Source organism: Bifidobacterium cuniculi (assembly GCF_000741575.1).
GTDB lineage: Bacteria > Actinomycetota > Actinomycetes > Actinomycetales > Bifidobacteriaceae > Bifidobacterium > Bifidobacterium cuniculi.
Genome location: NZ_JGYV01000006.1, coordinates 38,920 through 57,134, shown reverse-complemented (window position 1 = coordinate 57,134; position 18,215 = coordinate 38,920). Strand labels below are relative to the sequence as shown.

Sequence of the window (18,215 nt, the reverse complement as noted above, 5' to 3'; positions counted from 1 at the left end):
GCTGCACGAGGCAGCCGCACCGGGCGGGCCGGCAGGGTACCGGCTCGCCATTCGCCCCATGCCCCTCCGGCATGGGGCATCGTTGCCCATCAGGGCGAGAAGGAAACGAGGGGAACCATGACAGACCGTATGGATATCGACTTCGATGAAGCAAGCAAGGCCATCCAGCCACTCTCGGAAGTGAGCTCCAAGGTCAAGACCGGCCGCGGTGCCGACTGGGACGGCGACCTGCGAGGCACCGGCACTGACCTTGAGGCGCGCATGGATGCGCGCATGAACGCCTTCGTCAAGAGCTTCAACCAGTCGCGCACCAATCTGGCGGCGTCGCTCAAGGCCTATATGGAGGCCGCCGAGCTTGCCTTGAAGGATCTTCAGGAAGGCGAGGAGGAACAGCAGGACCTCATCCAGGCCGTCTCCAGGTCCGTGGCCGGCGTGCGAACCATACTGCAGTCCGAGAGCCAGTGGGACCGCGACAACTACGTGGTGCCGGCTGCCAAGACGGTGCAGGGCGGTGGCGCCGGTGCGCCCAGCTCGTCGGGAGGCGGCGCAGGCAGCAGTGGCGGCATGCACTGAGCTGCCGCAAGGATCGATGGTGACCTGCCGAGGGAACGAAGGGGAAGGAGAACCGCATGCGTACGAGGCTGAGGCGTGCCGTGGCGTCGGTGGTGTCCGCGGTGGTGGCGTTGGGGTTGTGCGTGCCATTGGCGGTGGCCGACGACAATACGGAGGACCTGTACTGGTATGTGGATGAGATGGGTGTGCGTGATGCGTGGAAGGATGGTGTGACCGGCCATGGTGTGACCGTGGTGATCATTGGCGAGCCGATCGTGTCCGACTATCCGGGGTTCACTGGTCAGGACGTAGAGCCGCATCTGTTGGTGGCTGACGACGAGACCTCGTGCACGGCGCAGGTGGACGAGGGTCCTGTGACATTGTCTATGGAGCAGCCTGCGCTGCTGGCGGCCAAAACGTACGGGGTTATGACGATGCATGGGACGCACATGGCTGCGCTGATCGTGGGTAATGGTCAGGGCTACGACGGCGATCCTGGCATGCTGGGTGTGGCTCCCAAGGCGAAGCTACTGACGTATGTCAATGGTGTGGCATCTTTTGGTCCGATTGGCGCTGTGACCATTCAAGCGTGTGATAATTCGCAAGGGGAGAGCGTGGCCTGGAATCGTAATATTCGTGCTGCGGTGGATGCTGGTGCGCGCGTGGTGAGCATGTCCTATGTTGGTGGCTTTGTCAACGAGGAGGATGTGGCGGATTACGTGTATGCGCTTTCGCATGGGGTGATCATGGTCTCGGCACGTGACAACCAGGATCTGCCCGGTGCTGATGACTTGGTGGGAGAGCCCACGAAGAACAACTATTTCCCTGGCATGGTTACGGTCAATGCGGTCCACAAGGACGGCAATCTGGCGGTCTTGTCGGATACGAAGGATGGCAATGTGTCGATTCTGTCGCCGGCGGTGGGCACGGCCACGTATGTGGATACGTCGGATCGTGAGATAACCAAGGGTGGGGGCACGTCGACTGCTGCTGCGGTGCTGAATGGGTATTTGGCGTTGGTGATGTCCAAGTGGCCTGATGCGACGGGTAACCAGATCCTGCAGTCCTTGGTGCGCAACACGAAGGGCAATGACAGCGGTGAGGCGCAGTTGGATGCGGAGCATAAGCGTGGCTTCGGCCAGGTCGACCTAACGAAGTTGTTGGCGACCGATCCGACTCAGTATCCGGATATCAACCCTTTGCTGGAGCAGGTGATGCAGCGCAGCGAAGCCCACGTGGAGACCCAGGGCATGTACCAGGACCACAGGGCCTGGGAGGACTATACGTGGAGTAATACGGACAAGTTCCCCTACGAGATTCGCGTGTTGAAGAACTCGGACTTGGTGGGCAAGGAGTATGAGCGGCAGAAGGCTGCTTGGGCGAAGGTGGAGGCCTGTCGTACTGATGGTGGTGCGGATTGCATGCAGTATTCCGCCACTGCCACTGCGGCCAAGACGGATGCGGGTACCGGTTCTTCGGATACATCCGCTTCCGCATCGTCGAGTTCGTCCAAGTCCCATGCGGTGCCGGTTGCCGCGTGGGTTGCCATCGGTGCGGGTGCTCTGTTGCTTCTTACGGCAATCATCGTCTTGGTTGTCGTGTTGGTGCGGCGTAGGAAGAGGACGGCGGTGGTGTCTGGGTTTGGTGTTGCCGGTCCTCCGGGTTGGCAGTGAGCTCTGCTGGTTGTTCAGCATTTGTTTGTTATTTGTTTGTTCTTGGAAAGGCTTGGTTATGAGGGACGTGAGGATGTGGCGCAAGGCTCGTGCCGCCGTGTTGATGGTGGTGTCCGCGGTGGTGGCGTTGGGGTTGTGCGTGCCGCCGGCGGTCGCCGATGATAATACGGATGACCTGTACTGGTATGTGGATTCGACGGGTGTGCGTGATGCGTGGAAGGATGGCGTGACCGGCGAAGGCGTGACTGTAGCGATCATTGATGATCCGATTGTGTCCGATTATCCGGGTTTTGAGGGGCAAGATGTAGAACCTCACCTGCTGGTGGCGGATGGTGAGACCTCGTGCACGGCGCAAACGCCACTTGGTGACGTGACTTTGTCTACGGACCTGCCAGCATTGTTGGCAGGTAAGACCCAAGGGGCGATAGTGACGCACGGAACGAGTATGGCTGCACTGATAGTGGGCAACGGACAAGGGTATGACGGTAATCTAGGCGTGTTGGGTGTGGCGCCGAAGGCAAAGGTGCTGGCGTATGTCAATGGTGTAACTCCTCTTGGCCCGATTGGTGAAGTAAGTATTCATGTTTGTGATAATTCGCAGGGTGAGCATGTGGCGTGGAATCGTAATATTCGTGCCGCTATTGATGCTGGTGCGCGCGTGGTGAGCATGTCCTATATCAATGGGTTTGTTAATGACGAGGATGTGTCGGATTACGTGTACGCGCTGCAGCACGGGGTGATCATGATCTCGGCGCGTGGTAACCAGGACTTACCTGGTGCCGATGATCTGGTGGGCGAGCCCACGAAGAACAACTATTTCCCTGGTGTGGTCACGGTCAATGCGGTCGACAGGGACGGTAACCTGTCTGTTTTGTCGGATACGAAGGATGGGAACGTGTCGATTCTGTCGCCTGCGGTGGGCGCCGCCACATATGAGCAGACGACGGATAGCAAGGTAGCTAAGGGTGGGGGTACGTCTGATGCTGCTGCGGTGTTGAATGGGTATTTGGCGTTGGTGATGCAGAAGTGGCCTGATGCGACGGGCAATCAGGTGTTGCAGTCCTTGGTGCGTAACACGAAGGGCAACGATACGGGTGAGGCTGTGTTGGATGCGGAGCACAAGCGTGGTTTTGGCCAGGTGGACCTGAACAAGCTGCTGGCTGTGGATCCGTCGCAGTATCCGGATGTCAATCCGCTGTTGGAGCAGGTGATGCAGCGCAGCGAAGCCCATGTCGAAACCCAAGGCATGTACGCAGACCATAGTGCATGGCCTGAAGGCGCGGGAAGTAATACGGATGCGTTTCCGTATGAGATTCGTGTGTTGAAGAATGCCGACATGGTGGGTAAGGAGTATGAGCGGCAGAAGGCTGCGTGGGCGAAAGTAGAATCTTGCCGTGCCGAGGGTGGTGTGGATTGCATGCAGTATTCCGCCACCGCCACCGCGTCCAAGACCGATGCAGATGCCGGTTCCTCGGATACGTCGGCTTCTGTGTCTTCAAGCTCGTCCCAGTCCCGTGCCGTACCGGTTGCGGCGTGGGTTGCCCTCGTTGTAGGTGCGTTGTTGCTTCTTGCTGCATGTATCACTTTGATTGTTCTAGTAATACATCGACGAAAAGCGCAATAATCAACTTTTTAATTATTTATGTAAGGAGATTGAAATGAGTACTGTCGATAAAAATATGACTATCGATAATGCTGAAGAACTATTAGAAGTCATTGCAAAAACTCCCATGTGGGAGATGCCAAAGCAGATTAACCAATACTGCGACATGCTCCAAGAGGCCTATCACAGTATTTATCAGGCGCAGAAGGCGCTGCAGGCTGAAGGCGTCCTGACGTGTGCGGCTGGTGAAAAGGCAACGAAAGCCAGTAATGACATCCTAAAAGCTATCAATGATCATCAGGAACAGATGAGTCAGCGCATCAGCATCATGAAAAATGATATTGACGGTGCCAATGAGGCCATTTCGGAGGCCAATAGCATCGTTGACCAACTTCCTGGCTCCTTCCTCGACGATGTTTCGGCACAGAACATCATGGACGCCACCAAGCCCATGGATTGGGTTGTGCCAGGTCTCGGAACTCTGACAGGCCTGTGTGGGGTGGCGGGACTCAACTTTGTGAACTCCCTGCTTGCTGATAATCGCAGGAAGGAAGCTGAAGCAGAACTTCATCGTATTCAATCTATGATGCCGACTGGTATCGTAGCTCCTGTCCCCATCATTGATCCCCCCTACCGCAGTTCCAACTCCGATGATGATGAACATCATGATCCTTCCGACCAGGACACCTCCACCCAAGGCAACCCCAACTGGACCACTGCCGGTACCGCCGGTGCAGGGGCTGGCGCTGCCGCAGCCGCAGCCGCGGCGGCGGCACGTTCTTCCTCGGGTGCCGGTTCCCCCGCATCCTCGGGCGTCCGCACCTTGCCTTCCTCGAACAGCGCAGCCAACCCCGCTACCGCGGCATGGCTGAAGAGCCACCAGGTACCGGCGATGCCTTCCAGCCAGACCGCCGCCCACACGGGCGGCGTGGCTTCAGCCGCATCCACCACTCCGGGCGGCACCTTCAGCTCCCGGAATCAGGATTCGAACGCCTACCGCGACGGCTATATCTACAATTCCGAGACCGGACGCTGGGAACCGGCGGACTGGCATACCCAGGGCATGTCCGTGGACAGCGGCCAAGGCGGCCTGAACGGTTCGTTCCGCAGTGGCGCGCTGGCCGGCGGCCTCGCCGCGGGCACCGGCATCGGCGGCGCGGCACTGGCCAAGCATGTCTCGGGTGCCGCAGGATCCAATGGCCTGTCCGGCAGCATGGTCGGCGTCGGCGGCGCTGGCGCAGGCAGCCTCGGCATCGGGGGAGCGGGCCGTGCAACCGGTTCCTTCTACACCAACACGCCCGTCACGGCCACTCCCGTCACCTCCTCGGTGAAGGGCGCCCGTGGCATGGCCGCCGGCCTTCCCGACAGCTCGGCGACCTCGCCCGCCGCCGCGAAGGGCGCCACCCGTGGCGCCACGCCCGGCATGATGGGTTCGCAGGGTGCCGGTGCCAACGAGAAGAAGGGCAAGCGCCGCGGCATGGCCTACGTGCTCCCGGACATCGAGGACATGGAGGAATTCGAGCCCAAGCCGCGTGCCGCCATGGCCGGGCACCGCAAGGCGATGGACTGACGCAGCCCCGGCAACCCAAGAAACCAGCAACATGAAGGAAAGGGGTGAGTGGTGACATCGCCCATCTACATCAATCCCACCGACCTGACGGCGGTGGCCCAATCCCTAAGCGGTTCGGCCTCGAGCATATCCAGCGTCAAGGGTGAGTTCTCCGCTTCGGGCAGCGGCGGCATTGGCTACCTGTTCCAGAACATCAAGGCCAACTACGACCAGACCAAGCAGGGAACCGTCCAATACCTCGGTAGCATCGCCCAGATGCTCACCACGCTCAGCAGCTCCGTCTCCGGCGCCGTCGAGGAGAAGGAATCGGCAGAGCAGGAGGCCGTAGACATACTGCGCAAGATCCTGGAAAGCGTCGAATCCATGGAATCCAAGCTCGACAAGCAGGGCAACTGCAGCGGCGACTCGGGAACTGGCGGCGGTGGCGGCGGAACCTCGAATCCCGGTGGCTACGGCGGCGGAGGCGGCGGTTCCTACGGCGGAGGCGGCTCCTCCGGTGGCGGAGGATCGTACGGCGGCGGTGGCGGTTCTGCCGGTGGGGGTAGTGGTACCTCGTCGGTGGGAACGGGCACCCCCGCACCGTCCGTGAATCTGGACGACTACGATGCCGAACGCCGTCTGCAGTCCGGTACCGGTGCTGCGGCCGCGACGCCGGACACCTCCAACCTGGCATCCATGCCTGCCGGGGGTGCCGGAACGCTTTCCGGAACCCAGCAGCCAACGAACGGCGTCGCCGTGGACAGCAGCAGCCAGGCAACCAGCAGCGCTCTCCCCGCGGACCAGACCAATACGGTGGGCCTTGACGCAAATGGCGATGCCACGGACGACTTCTCGCTCAACCTCACAAACGGCGGTACGCATGCCACGGTGGGCGCCGACGGCTCCATCACCCTGACCAAGGACGCCACCGACATGGCCATGCCGGACAGGCTGCAGGAGAGCGGACAATTCTTCACCCTGGACGCCAACGGCGACGGCTTCGATGACATCCACCTCTCCCCGCAGGCAGGTGATGACGTGCGGCTCAGTATCTACGAACAAGAAGACAGCCAGTACGCGGCCATCGACTTCGACAACGACGGCGACTACGACGCCGTGGTGCGCACGGCTGATTCCGCCGCGGAGACCGAACGGATCCGGCAGGAGGCCGAAGCCACCGTCTGGAACCGCATCGCACAGGACGACCCGCTCGGGCGGTCCGGCGAGGAACTGGCGGCCCTCTTCGAGGACCGTGACGTCCTGACCATTCCCGAAGACAACACGATCACCTTCGAACCCCTGACCGGGAGGAACGCATGAGCGGCGAGAACAACGACGGATCCGCGAACGATGTGCATCTCGGACCGTTTTCCTACGACGTGCCCGACAGCGCCCAAGAGGCATTCGACCAGGCAACGGGTGCCTTGAGGCTGATGAACCCCGGCGGGGCCCTGCTGTACGACGGCATCAAGGCGGCAGCCGACAACTGGGGCGGCACCAACGCAACCTTCAACAAGGGCGGCAATTCCGGCGGACAGGACGACACACCCGCCAGCGAGCGGCTTGGCAATGTCCTTGACCCCGTCAAGAAGCTGGACGATGCGGTCCAGAACGCCAAGAAGCTTCAGGAAAAGGTACAGGACTACCGCAAGAAGGCCAAAGAGGCGGCCAAGGTGGGCAAGGGTCTGGAGGCCGCCGCCAAGGAAGTCGAGGACAAGGCCGGAGACGTGGCCCAGGGAGTCTCGAAAGCCACCCCGAAGGCCCTCGGACTGGCCACGAAGATCAAGACCGGCTACGAGTGCGCCTCCCTGGCGGTGAAGGCGGTGGACGCGGGCATCGAGTTCATCTTCGGCTTCAGCCCCATCGACGAATGGATCAGCAAGCCCTTCTTCGGCGACTGGGACGAATTGCGTGAAACGGCTGCGAAGTGGACTGCGCTGGGCAACCAGCTCGTGGACCTGAGCGCCACACTGCAGGCCTTGGCATCCGCCGTGGACGACAGCACGTGGGCCGGCCTGGACGCCAACATGTTCAAGAAGCGTTCCGAAAGCCTTGCCAAGGCCGCCGAATGCGGGGTGTCGCCGTGCGAGGACTCTGCCCAGGCACTGGAAACCTTGGCCGATTTCGCGGAAAACGCCTTCGACCTGGTGATGGACATCATCGACGAGATCGTCACGATCGCCGGATGGATCATTCCCGAACTTGCCGCACCGGTCGTCGGCTGGGCAGCCATCGCGGCCGAGGTGACCCATGCCGTGGTGCTGGCGGGCGAGATCGTGAAGGCCATCATGCAGGTCACGGAAGCCACCGCGACGTTCAACCAGACCACCATGTCGGTACAGGAAGCCATCCAGACCGCCGAAACCATAGCCTCGGTCTTCGGCACCGGCGCCTGACTTGACAGGAACGATACGAGGAGGAACACAGCATGACGACGGTACGGGACTTCATGGCCCTGATGGGCGACCTCGAGCGTAACCTCAAGGAACAGCGCAGGCAATTCGAGGAACAGAAACGCGACATCGACCGCGAGATGGCCGAACGCAGTGAGGAACGCGCCCAGCAGCGGCGGGCGGGGGAATGCGGACGCGCCTGGCAGGTGCTGCAGCAGCGCATCGACATGGGCAAGACCACTGAACGCGACATCGTCTACGGTTTCGACAAATCCCCCGAAGCCAAGGAGGTGCGGGATACGGCGGCCAAGAACATGGCAATCTACCGCAAGAAGATGCTGGCCGACGACGACCCGGACAGCCCGCTGGTGATCGCACGCGACCGACTCGCCGAGGAACAGGCAAAACTGCATCGCATGGAACGCGAGGCAGGGCTCTGACCGGGTGACCGTGGCCACAGGGAAGAATACGAGGGAGAGAAGTCGTTGATCGCTGACCAACGTGATGCCGTCCGCGTCATGCATCCCGGCGACAGCAGCCGTTGGGCGGTGGCAGTCGCCGGGGTGCTGTGCATGGGGGCCGTGATGCCGTTCCTGCCATGGGCGGCACACCATGCAGTGTTCGTGGCGCTGTGCGCCATGAGCGCCGTTGCCTGTTGCGCAGCCTGCGTGAACGCCTTCCCCGGCGGCGGCACGCGCATGCATGGCGTGGCACGTGCCAACATGGTGGTCGGGCTGCTGGGCACCTTGGCCAGCGGTGCCACGCTGCTGTGCGACCTGAGCCCGGCCCTCCTTGCCGCCCTCGTGATATCCGTGGCCATCTGCGCCATGCAGCTCATGCCCAACCTCGTGGTGCACGTGCCGGACCGCTACCTGGTGGAATGGCGCACCTACATGAGCACCCGCTGGACGGTGCGCGGCACGATCCCGCAGGAGGCCCGCATCCTGCGCGCCCGGGACGTGCAGCCGGACATGGACGGCTTCCTGGCCTCCTACGACGCGGGCATCGTATGGTGCACCTGCCTCGTGCCCCTGGCCTACGCGGGACTGGCGCAATGGGCGCCGGCGGACACTCCGTGGTCACGCATCGGCCTGCTGGTGCTCACGGTCTCGCTTGTCTGCTGGCTGCTGCTCAGGCCGCGCTAGGCGGGCCGCAGCTTCGAACGCTACCTGATGCGCATCGCCGGCATCGCCGTGGCCGCCATCGCGCTGGCCCACCTGCCCGCGGCCATGGCCCTGGACGCGGCGGTCGTGCTCGTCGTGGCTGGATGCCTCATGGTGGCCGTCATGCTGGCGCAGCGCGGCGGCCTGTATTCGTTGGTCCTGTCGCGCATCGGCGACGGCCTGTGCTTCCTGGCATTGGGGCTGGTGCCGTCGTCGGCGCTGCTGGCGGCAGGACTCCTGGAATGGTTGAGGGGGATGCAATGGTGACCCTGGACGTGTTGGAACCGGACACCCGCCTGGTGGCGCGCTATACGGAGGCGTCAGCCGGCCGGCAGAGCGCGGCGTCGTTCATCGACCTGGCCTGCGTGTTGCTCGTCGGCACCGCCGTCTTCGTGGCGAGCCGGTCCGTACCTCTGACCGCCCTCTGCACGCTCCAGGCGGTGCTCGTCATCGCGCTGTGGGAAGCGTCGCGCGGCGCCACGCCGGGGCAGCTGGCGCTGGGCGTGCGCACCGTGCGCGCCGAGTCGCTCGGCGACGCCCGCGCCGGCATCCTGCCTGCGGGTACGGCGCGCATCGTCCGCAAGTACCTGGTCCTGGCCGGTTCGACCTGCCTCTTCGTCGTCGGGCTGCCGATCGCCCTGTGCTCGCCGCTGTTCAGCGCGTCGCGGCGCGGATGGGCGGACCGCGCCGGCGCCGTGGCCCGCGTGGACGTGCGTTCGCGCACCTTGGTGTCCGTGCCCGTGAAGCCCCGCGACATCCCCGACTACTCCAGGTCCGACGACTCCCTGGACGTCCACCTCGACATGCCTGTCGTTCTTCCGGCCGAGTCGGTGGCGCAGCCGGCTGCCGCGGCGTCAACGCCCACCCCTCGGCCGGCCATGCCGCCGCGGCCGGCAGTCGCGGTCCAGGCACCGGCCGCACCGGCCGCACCGGTCATGCAGGTCCCGCTCCCGGAGCGGCCGGCGCCACGCCACGCAGCCGTCCCCGCACCCACGCCGTCGCTGCCGAGCCGTCCGGTGCCGCAGACCGGCGGCCGCACCCGGCTGTTCCTTCGTTTCGCCGACGGCACGTCCATGCCGTTGAGCGTGCCGTCCACGCTGGTGCTGGGCCGCAAGCCCAGTGCCCAACGTCCCGGCGACATCCCCATCGCAGTGCCCGACACCACGGGCACCGTCTCGCGCAACCATGCGCGTCTCGAACTGCTCGACGGCCAGTGGTGGATCACCGACCTGGGCAGCACCAACGGCACGCGCATCATCGACGGCGGCGAGGAACGCGCCCTGGCCGCCAAGGTGCGCACGCCGCTGTCCGCAGGAAGTCGGCTGTCCTTGGGGGAGACCGGCTGCAGCATCGTCACCGCCACGCAAAGGAGTGCATGAATGGCTTCCGAAGAGCGCAACAGCAGACTCGACGCCCCCAGGGTACCCAAAGGCAAGATCGTCATGCAGGCACCACCGACGCTGGAAGCCAGCGACGGCGTGAGCACCCTGCTCACCTCCCTGGTGCCGCTGCTCGGGTCGGTCAGCGCCATCGTGATGATGCTCATGACCAACTCCGGGCTGACCGGCCTGCTCACCGGCGGCATGTTCATGATCTCCTCCATGGGCTTCGTAGTGGTCAACGGCGTACGCCAGCGCGCCCAGCGCATGGCGAACCTGACCGCCTCGCGCAACGACTACCTCACGTACCTGTCCGGACTGCGCACCAGGATCCGCAGTGCCGGCCACCAGCAGCGCAACGCGGCGCTGTGGAACGCACCCGACCCGCAGGCGCTCCTGACGCTCGCCCAGGAACCCGAACGCCGGTGGGAGCGCATGCCCTCGGACGACGACTTCCTCTCGGTACGCCTCGGCACCCAGGACCAGCCACTCGGCATCACCCTGCAGGCACCGGACGTCGCACCCCTGGCCGAGCTCGACCCGGTCTCCGCGTCGGCGGCGCACCGCTTCATGATGGCCCACGAGACGCTCCACCACATGCCGTACTCGGTGAACCTCGCCGCCTACAAGCGCGTGGAAGTGCTCGGCGCCCTGCCCCAGGCACAGGCGCTGGTGCGGGCCATGCTCGCCCAGGCCGTCACCTGGCATGGGCCTGAAGTGTTGCGCGTCTGCGTGCTGGCCGCGCCGGACCGCGTGGACCAGTGGGAGTGGGTGACCGCGTTGCCACACGCCCAGGCCGAGGACGGGCAGGGCAATGCCATGGTCGTCACCGGCATGCACGAGGTGGACGACGCCGTGGGCGGCGAGGTGACCGAACGAGGTCGCTTCACCGGCAACCGCTACGAAGTGGGGCCGCACGTGCTGGTGGTCAACGACGGCTTCGACCGCGTCTCCCTGGCCCAGCAGACCCGGCTCTTCACCGAGCACGGCCTGGAAGGCGTCACCGTGATCGACATGCCCGCCTCCTGGGAGGACCTCGAGGAGGACCACGTGCTGCGCGTGCTGTTCGAGGACTCCACCGAGGAAGTGGGGCTCAACGTGCTCCAGGAAGAGCCGCGCCGCATCCTCGAGGTGTACTCCACCGTCATGAAGAAGAAGACGGCCGAGCCCGACTCGCTCACCCTGCGCGAATGCGTGGCGCTGGCGGAACGCCTGTCCGTGGCCGACACGGCAATCGAGGACGACTCCCAGTCCGCGCAGGGCTCCTCGCGCAAGCGCTCTTCCGAGCTGCCCGACCTGCTGGGCATCCAGGACATCCGCCACATCGACTTCAACCGCCTGTGGACGTACCACACCGGCTCGGAACGCCTCAACGTGCCCATCGGCCTGCACGACGACCTGACCGTGGCCAAGCTCGACATCAAGGAGATGAGCCAGCACGGCATGGGCCCGCACGGCGTGCTCGTCGGCGCCACCGGCTCGGGCAAGTCCGAGGTGCTGCGCACCCTCGTGCTCTCGCTCGCCCTGACGCATTCGCCCGACCAGCTCAACTTCGTGCTCATCGACTTCAAGGGCGGCGCCACCTTCGCCGGCATGGACGGCATGCCCCACATCTCCTCCATCATCACGAACCTCGGCCGGGAGGCCTCGCTCGTGGACCGCATGGAGGACGCGCTGGACGGCGAGATCAACCGCCGCCAAGAGCTGCTGCGCGACGCCGGCAACATCGCGAACATCACCGACTACGAGGATGCGCGCGTCAACAAGGGACGCGACGACCTCGAGCCGCTGCCCGCGCTCGTGATCGTCGTCGACGAGTTCTCCGAACTGCTCAAGGCGAAGGAGGACATCGTGCAGACCTTTGTACGCGTCGGCGCCGTCGGCCGCTCCCTGGGCATCCACCTGCTCATCGCCTCGCAGCGCCTCGAACAGGGCAAGCTGCGCGGCCTGGACGAACACCTGTCCTACCGCGTCGGCCTCAAGACCTTCTCCGCCTCCGAATCACGCGCCGTGCTCGGCGTGCCCGACGCCTTCGAACTGCCCAGCCTGCCGGGCATCGGCTTCCTCAAGACGCCGGGCGGCACCATGAGCCGTTTCCGCGCCTCCTACGTGTCCGGCGTGCCGGCGGCGCTCGAGGCGACCGGCGCACAGACCACCACCTTCCAGTACGCCGTCGAACAGATGCGCGGCAAGGGGCGCCCCGCGCACGCCGTGTGGCTGCCGCCGCTGGTCACGCCCAACACGCTCGACGAGTTCATGCCGGACCTGCAGGTCGTGCCTGGGCTGGGACTGGTCTCGCCGACGTGGCGCAAGGCGGGCACGCTCATGGCGCCGTGCATGCTCGAGGACCGGCCGCGCGAACAGAAGCGCGACGTGCACGCACTCGACCTGTCCGGCGCCGGCGGCCACGTGGCCGTGGTCGGCGGCCCCCTGAGCGGCAAGAGCATGATGCTGCGCACCATCGTCACGTCGCTGGCACTGTCGCACTCGCCGCTGGAGACGCAGTTCTTCGTGGTCGACTGCGGCGGCGGCACCTTCACCGGCCTCGAGCCGCTCGTGCACGTCGCCGGCGTGGCCGGCGGCAACGAGGAGGAGAAGGTGCGCCGCACCATCGCCGAAGTCAGCGGCGTGATCGACCGGCGCGAACGCTTCTTCAAGGAACAGGGCATCGACGGCATGGACACCTACCGTCGCCGCCGCGCCCAGGGCACCGTCGACGACGGCTACGGCGACGTCTTCCTGGTGATCGACGGCTGGGGCAACTTCCGCGCCGACTACGAGGAACTCGAGGGGAAGGTGCAGCAGATCGCCGCGCGCGGCCTCGCCTTCGGCGTACACGTCATGCTCGGCGCGAACCGGTGGATGGAGATCCGCGCGAACATCGCCGACCTCGTGGGCACCAGGGTGGAACTGCGCCTCGGCGACCCCGACGACTCGCGCCTCGACCGGCCGCTGGCGAAGATGGTGCCCGCCGGCATGCCCGGCCGCGGCATCAGCCAGAACAAGCTGCACATCATGGGCGCCCTGCCGCGCATCGACGGCGACGACGACGCCACCACCGTCTCCGACGGCGTGGCCGACCTCGTGGCGAAGGTGAACGCCGCATGGGACGGCCCGCAGCCGCCGAAGCTGCGCCTGCTGCCCACCATGCTCGAGTATGCGCCGTTCGCGGCCTCCCTGCCGCCGAGGGGCACCGCCGGCGCCCCCAAGCGCGGCGAGCTGGTACTGGGCGTGAATGAGGATTCCCTGGCACCCGTGACCTTCGACATGAACGCGGTGCCGCACTGCTACCTGCTGGGCGACTCCAAGTCCGGCAAGTCCTCCTTCCTGCGCCTCGTGGCGCAGGAAGTGTGTGCCTCCTACGCGCCCAGCGAGGCGAAGATCTTCATGGTCGACTACCGGCGGGCCAACCTCGCGCAGGTGCCGCAGTCGCACATGGGCGACTACATGACCAACGCCGAGATGGCCTCCGCCACCTTCCGCGAACTCGCCGAGTACCTCCAGACGCGCCTGCCCGGGCCGGACGTGACGCCCGAACAGCTGCGCAACCGCTCCTGGTGGACGGGTGCGGAAGTGTACGTGCTGGTGGACGACTACGACCTGGTGGCACCCAAGTCGGGCGCCAACCCGCTGTTGCCGATCGTGCCCTACCTGGCGCAGGCCGCCGACATCGGCCTGCACGTGGTGGTGGCGCGCCGTGCCGGCGGTGCCAGCCGTGCGATGTACGAGCCGGTGCTGCAGGCCTTCCAGGACCTGGGCATGACCGGCATCCTGCTGGACGGCGACCCCAACGAGGGCCAGTTGATCGGCCGCGTCAAGCCCAAGCGCGCCGTGCCTGGCCGCGCCCAGGTCGTCACCCGTGACGCCGGCCTGTTCGTGGCGCAGTTCGCGTATCCGGCGGTGGTGGAGTGATGTTGTGTGTCCGTTGCCTCTAACCGTTATCGCTCTTGGTATGGTCCCATGAAACGTGAGCCATTCAAGTGCACCATGTGGTCGGGGGAGTCAGCGCACCAAGCCTCGGTTTCCCATGCAAGATCAGCAAGGTATCGTTGCATGATCTTGCGGTCGGGAAAACATGAGACCAAGACGACCTTGTTCCATTGATCTCGGAAAAGCTCTTTCAGCTCCGCCTTTCTGATTACGTTGATGGGACCGTGAGTGGATGCTGCCTCAGCAAGGAACAGCCATTCGCGTTCGCTGTCCCACGCTATGAGATCAGGGGCCTTTTCCCGTGCCTTGAGCGTGATACCCAATCGGTCCATGAGCACGGGGTCGATGGCCCCGTGACGATGGTCGGTATCATCGATATACATCACTGCGCAACTTGGAGCAAAACGAGGCAACATGTCTTCGATGATGTGTTTGAGCAGCACGGATTGTCCGCCAGCGGAAAGCTCCAGCGATACCCCGGACGGAAGCGTCACGGGTGTCTGAGGCATGGTATGCCGCTCAGCGCTCAATGTTGCGTATGACACGTGGTTGGCAAGGAACTGTTCGACGGACGAGACATAGTTCGTGGTTCCCAGTGTACGGAACAGGGCGAGGGCTTCATCGGTGATCCGGTAATTCCATTTGGGCGAATTGATCGGCCGCATCGGGTCATCGGCATTCTCTTCCACGAACCCGGAAAGAATGAACTGATGCAGGGACTGACGCCGGATGGTTTCCCGTGTATTGGGTTTGTATTCCACACCGAACTCGTCACGGATCCAATTCATGATGTCGAGGGTGCGCATCATCGGATTGGTTGCCGATTCCCAAGGGTCTCCCTCCCGAAGCCGAAGCAACGCCAGCAGCGTCATGGCACTGCGCTCGTTTAGTTGGTTTTTGCCGACTTCCAGCGACCGCAGGGCTTCCAAAGCCTGTTCGATCAGCTTGCCCTGGACCATGACAATACCTCCTCTATGGCCGTATCAATGTTCGCTTGATCTGCATTACAGAGTTGGGAGAATCGGTTTGAGAGTTGTATAAGTCGTGATTGCGGTGGGGAGGGGAGGTGCCGAAGATCGGTCGCGTTGACTTGGGTACTTCCCGAGATCTCCCGGTACCATTGGTCGATGATCGTAGAGGACAGCCAAAGGGTCAACCCTTGGGCTACCTTGGTGTCCAGAGGAACAGTCTTGCGCGATGTGCCGGCATGGATGTAATTCAGTTTGTTGTCGGCCACGAAGGCGACGTCGCTGCAAAGATAGGACGCCTGTATGCGCCGGGACTGTTCCTTCGCAGAGAATCGATTGACCAGCACGTAGCTTCCCGGGGGCAATACCACTTTGCGCCGTTCGGCTTCCGGTGCCACCCATTGTTCGCGGTCACTGACGACCGGATGGTCAACGGACAGGCCGTGCTGGTTGTCGCTCCAATACAGAGGAAAATCATGTTCTGCCCGATCTTCATGAAGGATGTCGCGATTGCGGAACCATACCAGTTTTCCGGTGGACACCCATAGGCCCACTTCGTCAAGGGTGCTGAAGCGAGCAAGTCGATGGTCTTCTTGGTGAATGCGCAGTATGCGGTTGCGTCCCACCAGTAATGAAGATAAATCCGCCGAGTCGTGGGGTTGCTCGATGAGTGGCGCATTGGGAGAGGCCTCTGAATACACGGTTACTTTTCCGTGTTGGGGGCCTTTGGAGATCTTGAGCAACATGATTTCCTGGAGAATGTTCATGTCCCTGAAATGATCCTGCCGGGAATCGTATACAGCCAGGACGTCTATGCTGCACTCGCCGAAGAGCCACTGCCGAAAATCCTTGAAGTATTCACCATTCATCCAGGATCTGGGAATGATGGCCACGCATTCGCCTCCCTCGCGCATGGACTGCACTGCAGTGACGAGGAATGCGGTATAGAGATTGGTGACCTTGACGCCTCCGCCACTGGTGCTGATGGTCATGGGACTGATTTTCCTGTATGGCGGGTTGAGTATCACTCGGTCATATTCCGCGTCGAGGAATATGTCGAAGATAGACGCATTGATGACTGTCACATTGCTGCATACTTCATCAAGTGATTCCTCGGATAATGTCGCGAGATCCGAATCCTGCTCCACTGCGGTCACGCTGCTTCCCAAAGCAGCTGATTGCATGAGGAATGCCCCCAGGATGCCCGATCCCGAACCAAGGTCGAGTGCCCGTATGGGCTGAGAGGATGACGTAAAAAGACTGACTGCCTGGCGAGCCACATTTTCCGGCGTGAGGAACTGCTCGAGTTCTTGCTGACGTGTCGAAGACAGCATCTTGGCTGCGTTGTTGCGAATCTGGGCAATCGTACTGAGCATGACCCTAGGTTAATCACCTTGGTGGTCAAGTTGTTGTTCCGAACCATTTTTCGCTCCACGTCAAGCATGGCCGCCGCTGCAGTACCATGGTGGGTTAGGTGAGCAGCCCGTCCGTCTGGGTGAGGGCTGTGTGAGTGCGCGTACGGCGCCCGCGGGCACCGGCCCGCGGGCGTCCTGCGCAGACTGTGAGGAAACGACATGCCCCGTATGTTTGGAACCGATGGCGTCCGCGGACTGGCCAACCGCGACCTGACCGCGCAGCTGGCCCTCGACCTGGGCGATGCCGCCGTGCGCGTGCTCGGCGACGAGACGCCGCGCCCCGACCAGCCGACCGGCCGCCGCCGCGCGCTGATTGGCCGCGACACGCGCGTCTCCGGCGACTTCCTGTCCAACGCGCTGGCCGCGGGCATGAGCGCGGGCGGCTTCGACGTGATCGACGCGGGCATCATCCCCACGCCGGGCGTAGCGTACCTGACGAGCGTGCTCAACGTGGAGATGGGCGCCGTGATCTCCGCATCCCACAACCCCATGCCGGACAACGGCATCAAGTTCTTCGCGCGCGGCGGCTTCAAGCTGCCCGACTCCAAGGAGGACGAGATCGAGGAGGTGCTCGGCCAGGACTGGGACCGCCCGACCGGTGCCGGCGTGGGCCGCGTGAGCCATGACGTGGACACCGCCACGAACATGTACATCGACCACCTGGTGGCCACCGTCGCCCCGGTGCGCGACGGCGTGCAGTCCAAGCCGCTCAAGGGCCTGCGCGTGGTCGCCGACTGCGCCAACGGCGCCACGTCGGTGGTCGCCCCGGAGGCGCTGCGCCGTGCAGGTGCCGACGTAGTGGTCATCAACGCCTCCCCGGACGGCTACAACATCAACAAGAACGCGGGCTCCACACATCCGGAGGCGCTGCAGGCGATGGTGAAGGCCGCCGGCGCGGACATGGGCGTCGCCTTCGACGGCGACGCGGACCGCTGCCTGGCGGTGGACGAGGACGGCACGCTCGTCAACGGCGACCAGATCATGGGCATCCTGGCGCGCGCCAAGCAGCGCGAGGGCAAGCTCAACCATGACACGCTCGTCGTGACCGTCATGAGCAACCTCGGCCTCAAGCTCGCGCTCAAGGAGATGGGCATCGACACGGTGCAGACGAACGTCGGTGACCGCTACGTGCTCGAGGAGATGCTGCGCGGCGACTATTCGCTGGGCGGCGAACAGTCGGGCCACGTCATCAACCGCGAGTTCGCCACGACCGGCGACGGCACGCTGACCGCGCTGACGCTGTGCAAGGAAGTCGTCGACTCCGGCCGCTCCCTCAAGGAGCTGGCCGCGGACTTCCCGCAGCTGCCGCAGCAGCTGATCAACGTGCCGAATGTGGACAAGACGGCCGCGTCCACGAACGCCGCCGTGCAGGAGGCCGTGCGCCGCGAGGAGGAACTGCTGGGCGACACCGGCCGCGTCCTGCTGCGCCCCTCGGGCACCGAGCCGCTCGTGCGCGTCATGGCTGAGGCCGCCACGCAGGAGATGGCCGACGAGGTGACCGCACGCCTGGCGCAGGTCGTCGCCGACGAGCTGGCGCTGTAGGTCCCTCCAAGTCGTCAAGTAGTCGCAAGTAGTGAGGAGTCTTTCGGA

Annotated in this window: 14 protein-coding genes; 12 read left to right on the top strand and 2 right to left on the bottom strand. The window is 63.8% G+C overall.

Annotated elements, in window-relative coordinates; genetic code table 11:
* Nucleotides 1–117: 117 nt before the first annotated feature.
* The 11 genes from BCUN_RS04980 to BCUN_RS04930 all read left to right on the top strand — a co-directional run bounded on the left by BCUN_RS04980 (nucleotide 118) and on the right by BCUN_RS04930 (nucleotide 14,224).
* Nucleotides 118–573, top strand: coding sequence for a hypothetical protein (locus BCUN_RS04980; RefSeq protein ID WP_152598163.1), 456 nt, complete (start codon nucleotides 118–120; stop codon nucleotides 571–573).
* Between the two features lie 56 nt (nucleotides 574–629).
* The gene (locus tag BCUN_RS04975) at nucleotides 630–2,225 is read left to right on the top strand and encodes a S8/S53 family peptidase (protein ID WP_051920816.1); all 1,596 of its coding nucleotides are present in this window, start codon (nucleotides 630–632) and stop codon (nucleotides 2,223–2,225) included.
* A 73-nt stretch (nucleotides 2,226–2,298) separates the two neighbouring features.
* Entirely contained in the window at nucleotides 2,299–3,849 is a 1,551-nt protein-coding gene (locus tag BCUN_RS04970; protein ID WP_162178411.1) for a S8/S53 family peptidase, read from the top strand.
* Between the two features lie 34 nt (nucleotides 3,850–3,883).
* The gene (locus tag BCUN_RS12260) at nucleotides 3,884–5,398 is read left to right on the top strand and encodes a hypothetical protein (protein WP_156100127.1); all 1,515 of its coding nucleotides are present in this window, start codon (nucleotides 3,884–3,886) and stop codon (nucleotides 5,396–5,398) included.
* A gap of 48 nt (nucleotides 5,399–5,446) precedes the next feature.
* On the top strand, nucleotides 5,447–6,697 hold the full coding sequence (locus tag BCUN_RS12255) for a hypothetical protein (RefSeq protein WP_033518029.1): 1,251 nt from the start codon (nucleotides 5,447–5,449) through the stop codon (nucleotides 6,695–6,697).
* Entirely contained in the window at nucleotides 6,694–7,773 is a 1,080-nt protein-coding gene (locus BCUN_RS11395) for a hypothetical protein (protein ID WP_051920811.1), read from the top strand. The genes BCUN_RS12255 and BCUN_RS11395 overlap by 4 nt, the downstream gene beginning before the upstream one ends.
* 32 nt (nucleotides 7,774–7,805) lie before the next feature.
* A complete protein-coding gene (locus BCUN_RS04945) occupies nucleotides 7,806–8,210 on the top strand; it encodes a hypothetical protein (RefSeq protein ID WP_051920809.1) in 405 nt (134 codons plus the stop codon).
* A gap of 45 nt (nucleotides 8,211–8,255) precedes the next feature.
* Nucleotides 8,256–8,915, top strand: a complete 660-nt coding sequence (locus BCUN_RS12250) for a hypothetical protein (RefSeq protein ID WP_051920807.1) — start codon at nucleotides 8,256–8,258, stop codon at nucleotides 8,913–8,915.
* A 27-nt stretch (nucleotides 8,916–8,942) separates the two neighbouring features.
* Nucleotides 8,943–9,200, top strand: a complete 258-nt coding sequence (locus BCUN_RS12245; protein WP_051920806.1) for a hypothetical protein — start codon at nucleotides 8,943–8,945, stop codon at nucleotides 9,198–9,200.
* Nucleotides 9,194–10,312 carry an FHA domain-containing protein gene (locus BCUN_RS12240; protein WP_051920804.1) on the top strand — a complete coding sequence of 373 codons (1,119 nt, stop codon included), beginning with the start codon at nucleotides 9,194–9,196 and terminating at the stop codon, nucleotides 10,310–10,312. The genes BCUN_RS12245 and BCUN_RS12240 overlap by 7 nt, the downstream gene beginning before the upstream one ends.
* Complete coding sequence (locus BCUN_RS04930) at nucleotides 10,313–14,224, top strand: type VII secretion protein EccC (RefSeq protein ID WP_033517752.1); 3,912 nt, start codon at nucleotides 10,313–10,315, stop codon at nucleotides 14,222–14,224. It begins immediately after the preceding gene.
* 26 nt (nucleotides 14,225–14,250) lie between these two features.
* On the opposite strand, the gene BCUN_RS04925 is transcribed toward BCUN_RS04930, so the two are convergent.
* Nucleotides 14,251–15,201 carry a BsuBI/PstI family type II restriction endonuclease gene (locus BCUN_RS04925; protein ID WP_033517754.1) on the bottom strand — a complete coding sequence of 317 codons (951 nt, stop codon included), beginning with the start codon at nucleotides 15,199–15,201 and terminating at the stop codon, nucleotides 14,251–14,253.
* Nucleotides 15,183–16,586: an Eco57I restriction-modification methylase domain-containing protein gene (locus BCUN_RS04920; RefSeq protein WP_033517756.1), complete on the bottom strand. Its 1,404-nt coding sequence runs from the start codon at nucleotides 16,584–16,586 to the stop codon at nucleotides 15,183–15,185. Before BCUN_RS04920 ends, BCUN_RS04925 begins: the two co-directional genes overlap by 19 nt.
* Before the next feature lie 198 nt (nucleotides 16,587–16,784).
* Here BCUN_RS04920 and glmM point away from each other — a divergent pair, with 198 nt between their 5' ends.
* Nucleotides 16,785–18,167 carry a phosphoglucosamine mutase gene (glmM, locus tag BCUN_RS04915; RefSeq protein ID WP_033517758.1) on the top strand — a complete coding sequence of 461 codons (1,383 nt, stop codon included), beginning with the start codon at nucleotides 16,785–16,787 and terminating at the stop codon, nucleotides 18,165–18,167.
* Nucleotides 18,168–18,215: the final 48 nt, after the last annotated feature.

What these genes read in the sequence shown, in the direction of transcription:
- BCUN_RS04980 (WP_152598163.1), top strand. Translation starts at nt 118, where the DNA reads ATGACAGACCGTATGGATATCGACTTCGATGAAGCAAGCAAGGCCATC.
- BCUN_RS04975 (WP_051920816.1), top strand. Translation starts at nt 630, where the DNA reads ATGCGTACGAGGCTGAGGCGTGCCGTGGCGTCGGTGGTGTCCGCGGTG.
- BCUN_RS04970 (WP_162178411.1), top strand. Translation starts at nt 2,299, where the DNA reads ATGTGGCGCAAGGCTCGTGCCGCCGTGTTGATGGTGGTGTCCGCGGTG.
- BCUN_RS12260 (WP_156100127.1), top strand. Translation starts at nt 3,884, where the DNA reads ATGAGTACTGTCGATAAAAATATGACTATCGATAATGCTGAAGAACTA.
- BCUN_RS11395 (WP_051920811.1), top strand. Translation starts at nt 6,694, where the DNA reads ATGAGCGGCGAGAACAACGACGGATCCGCGAACGATGTGCATCTCGGA.
- BCUN_RS04945 (WP_051920809.1), top strand. Translation starts at nt 7,806, where the DNA reads ATGACGACGGTACGGGACTTCATGGCCCTGATGGGCGACCTCGAGCGT.
- BCUN_RS12245 (WP_051920806.1), top strand. Translation starts at nt 8,943, where the DNA reads ATGCGCATCGCCGGCATCGCCGTGGCCGCCATCGCGCTGGCCCACCTG.
- BCUN_RS12240 (WP_051920804.1), top strand. Translation starts at nt 9,194, where the DNA reads ATGGTGACCCTGGACGTGTTGGAACCGGACACCCGCCTGGTGGCGCGC.
- BCUN_RS04930 (WP_033517752.1), top strand. Translation starts at nt 10,313, where the DNA reads ATGGCTTCCGAAGAGCGCAACAGCAGACTCGACGCCCCCAGGGTACCC.
- BCUN_RS04925 (WP_033517754.1), bottom strand. Translation starts at nt 15,201, where the DNA reads ATGGTCCAGGGCAAGCTGATCGAACAGGCTTTGGAAGCCCTGCGGTCG.
- BCUN_RS04920 (WP_033517756.1), bottom strand. Translation starts at nt 16,586, where the DNA reads ATGCTCAGTACGATTGCCCAGATTCGCAACAACGCAGCCAAGATGCTG.
- glmM (WP_033517758.1), top strand. Translation starts at nt 16,785, where the DNA reads ATGCCCCGTATGTTTGGAACCGATGGCGTCCGCGGACTGGCCAACCGC.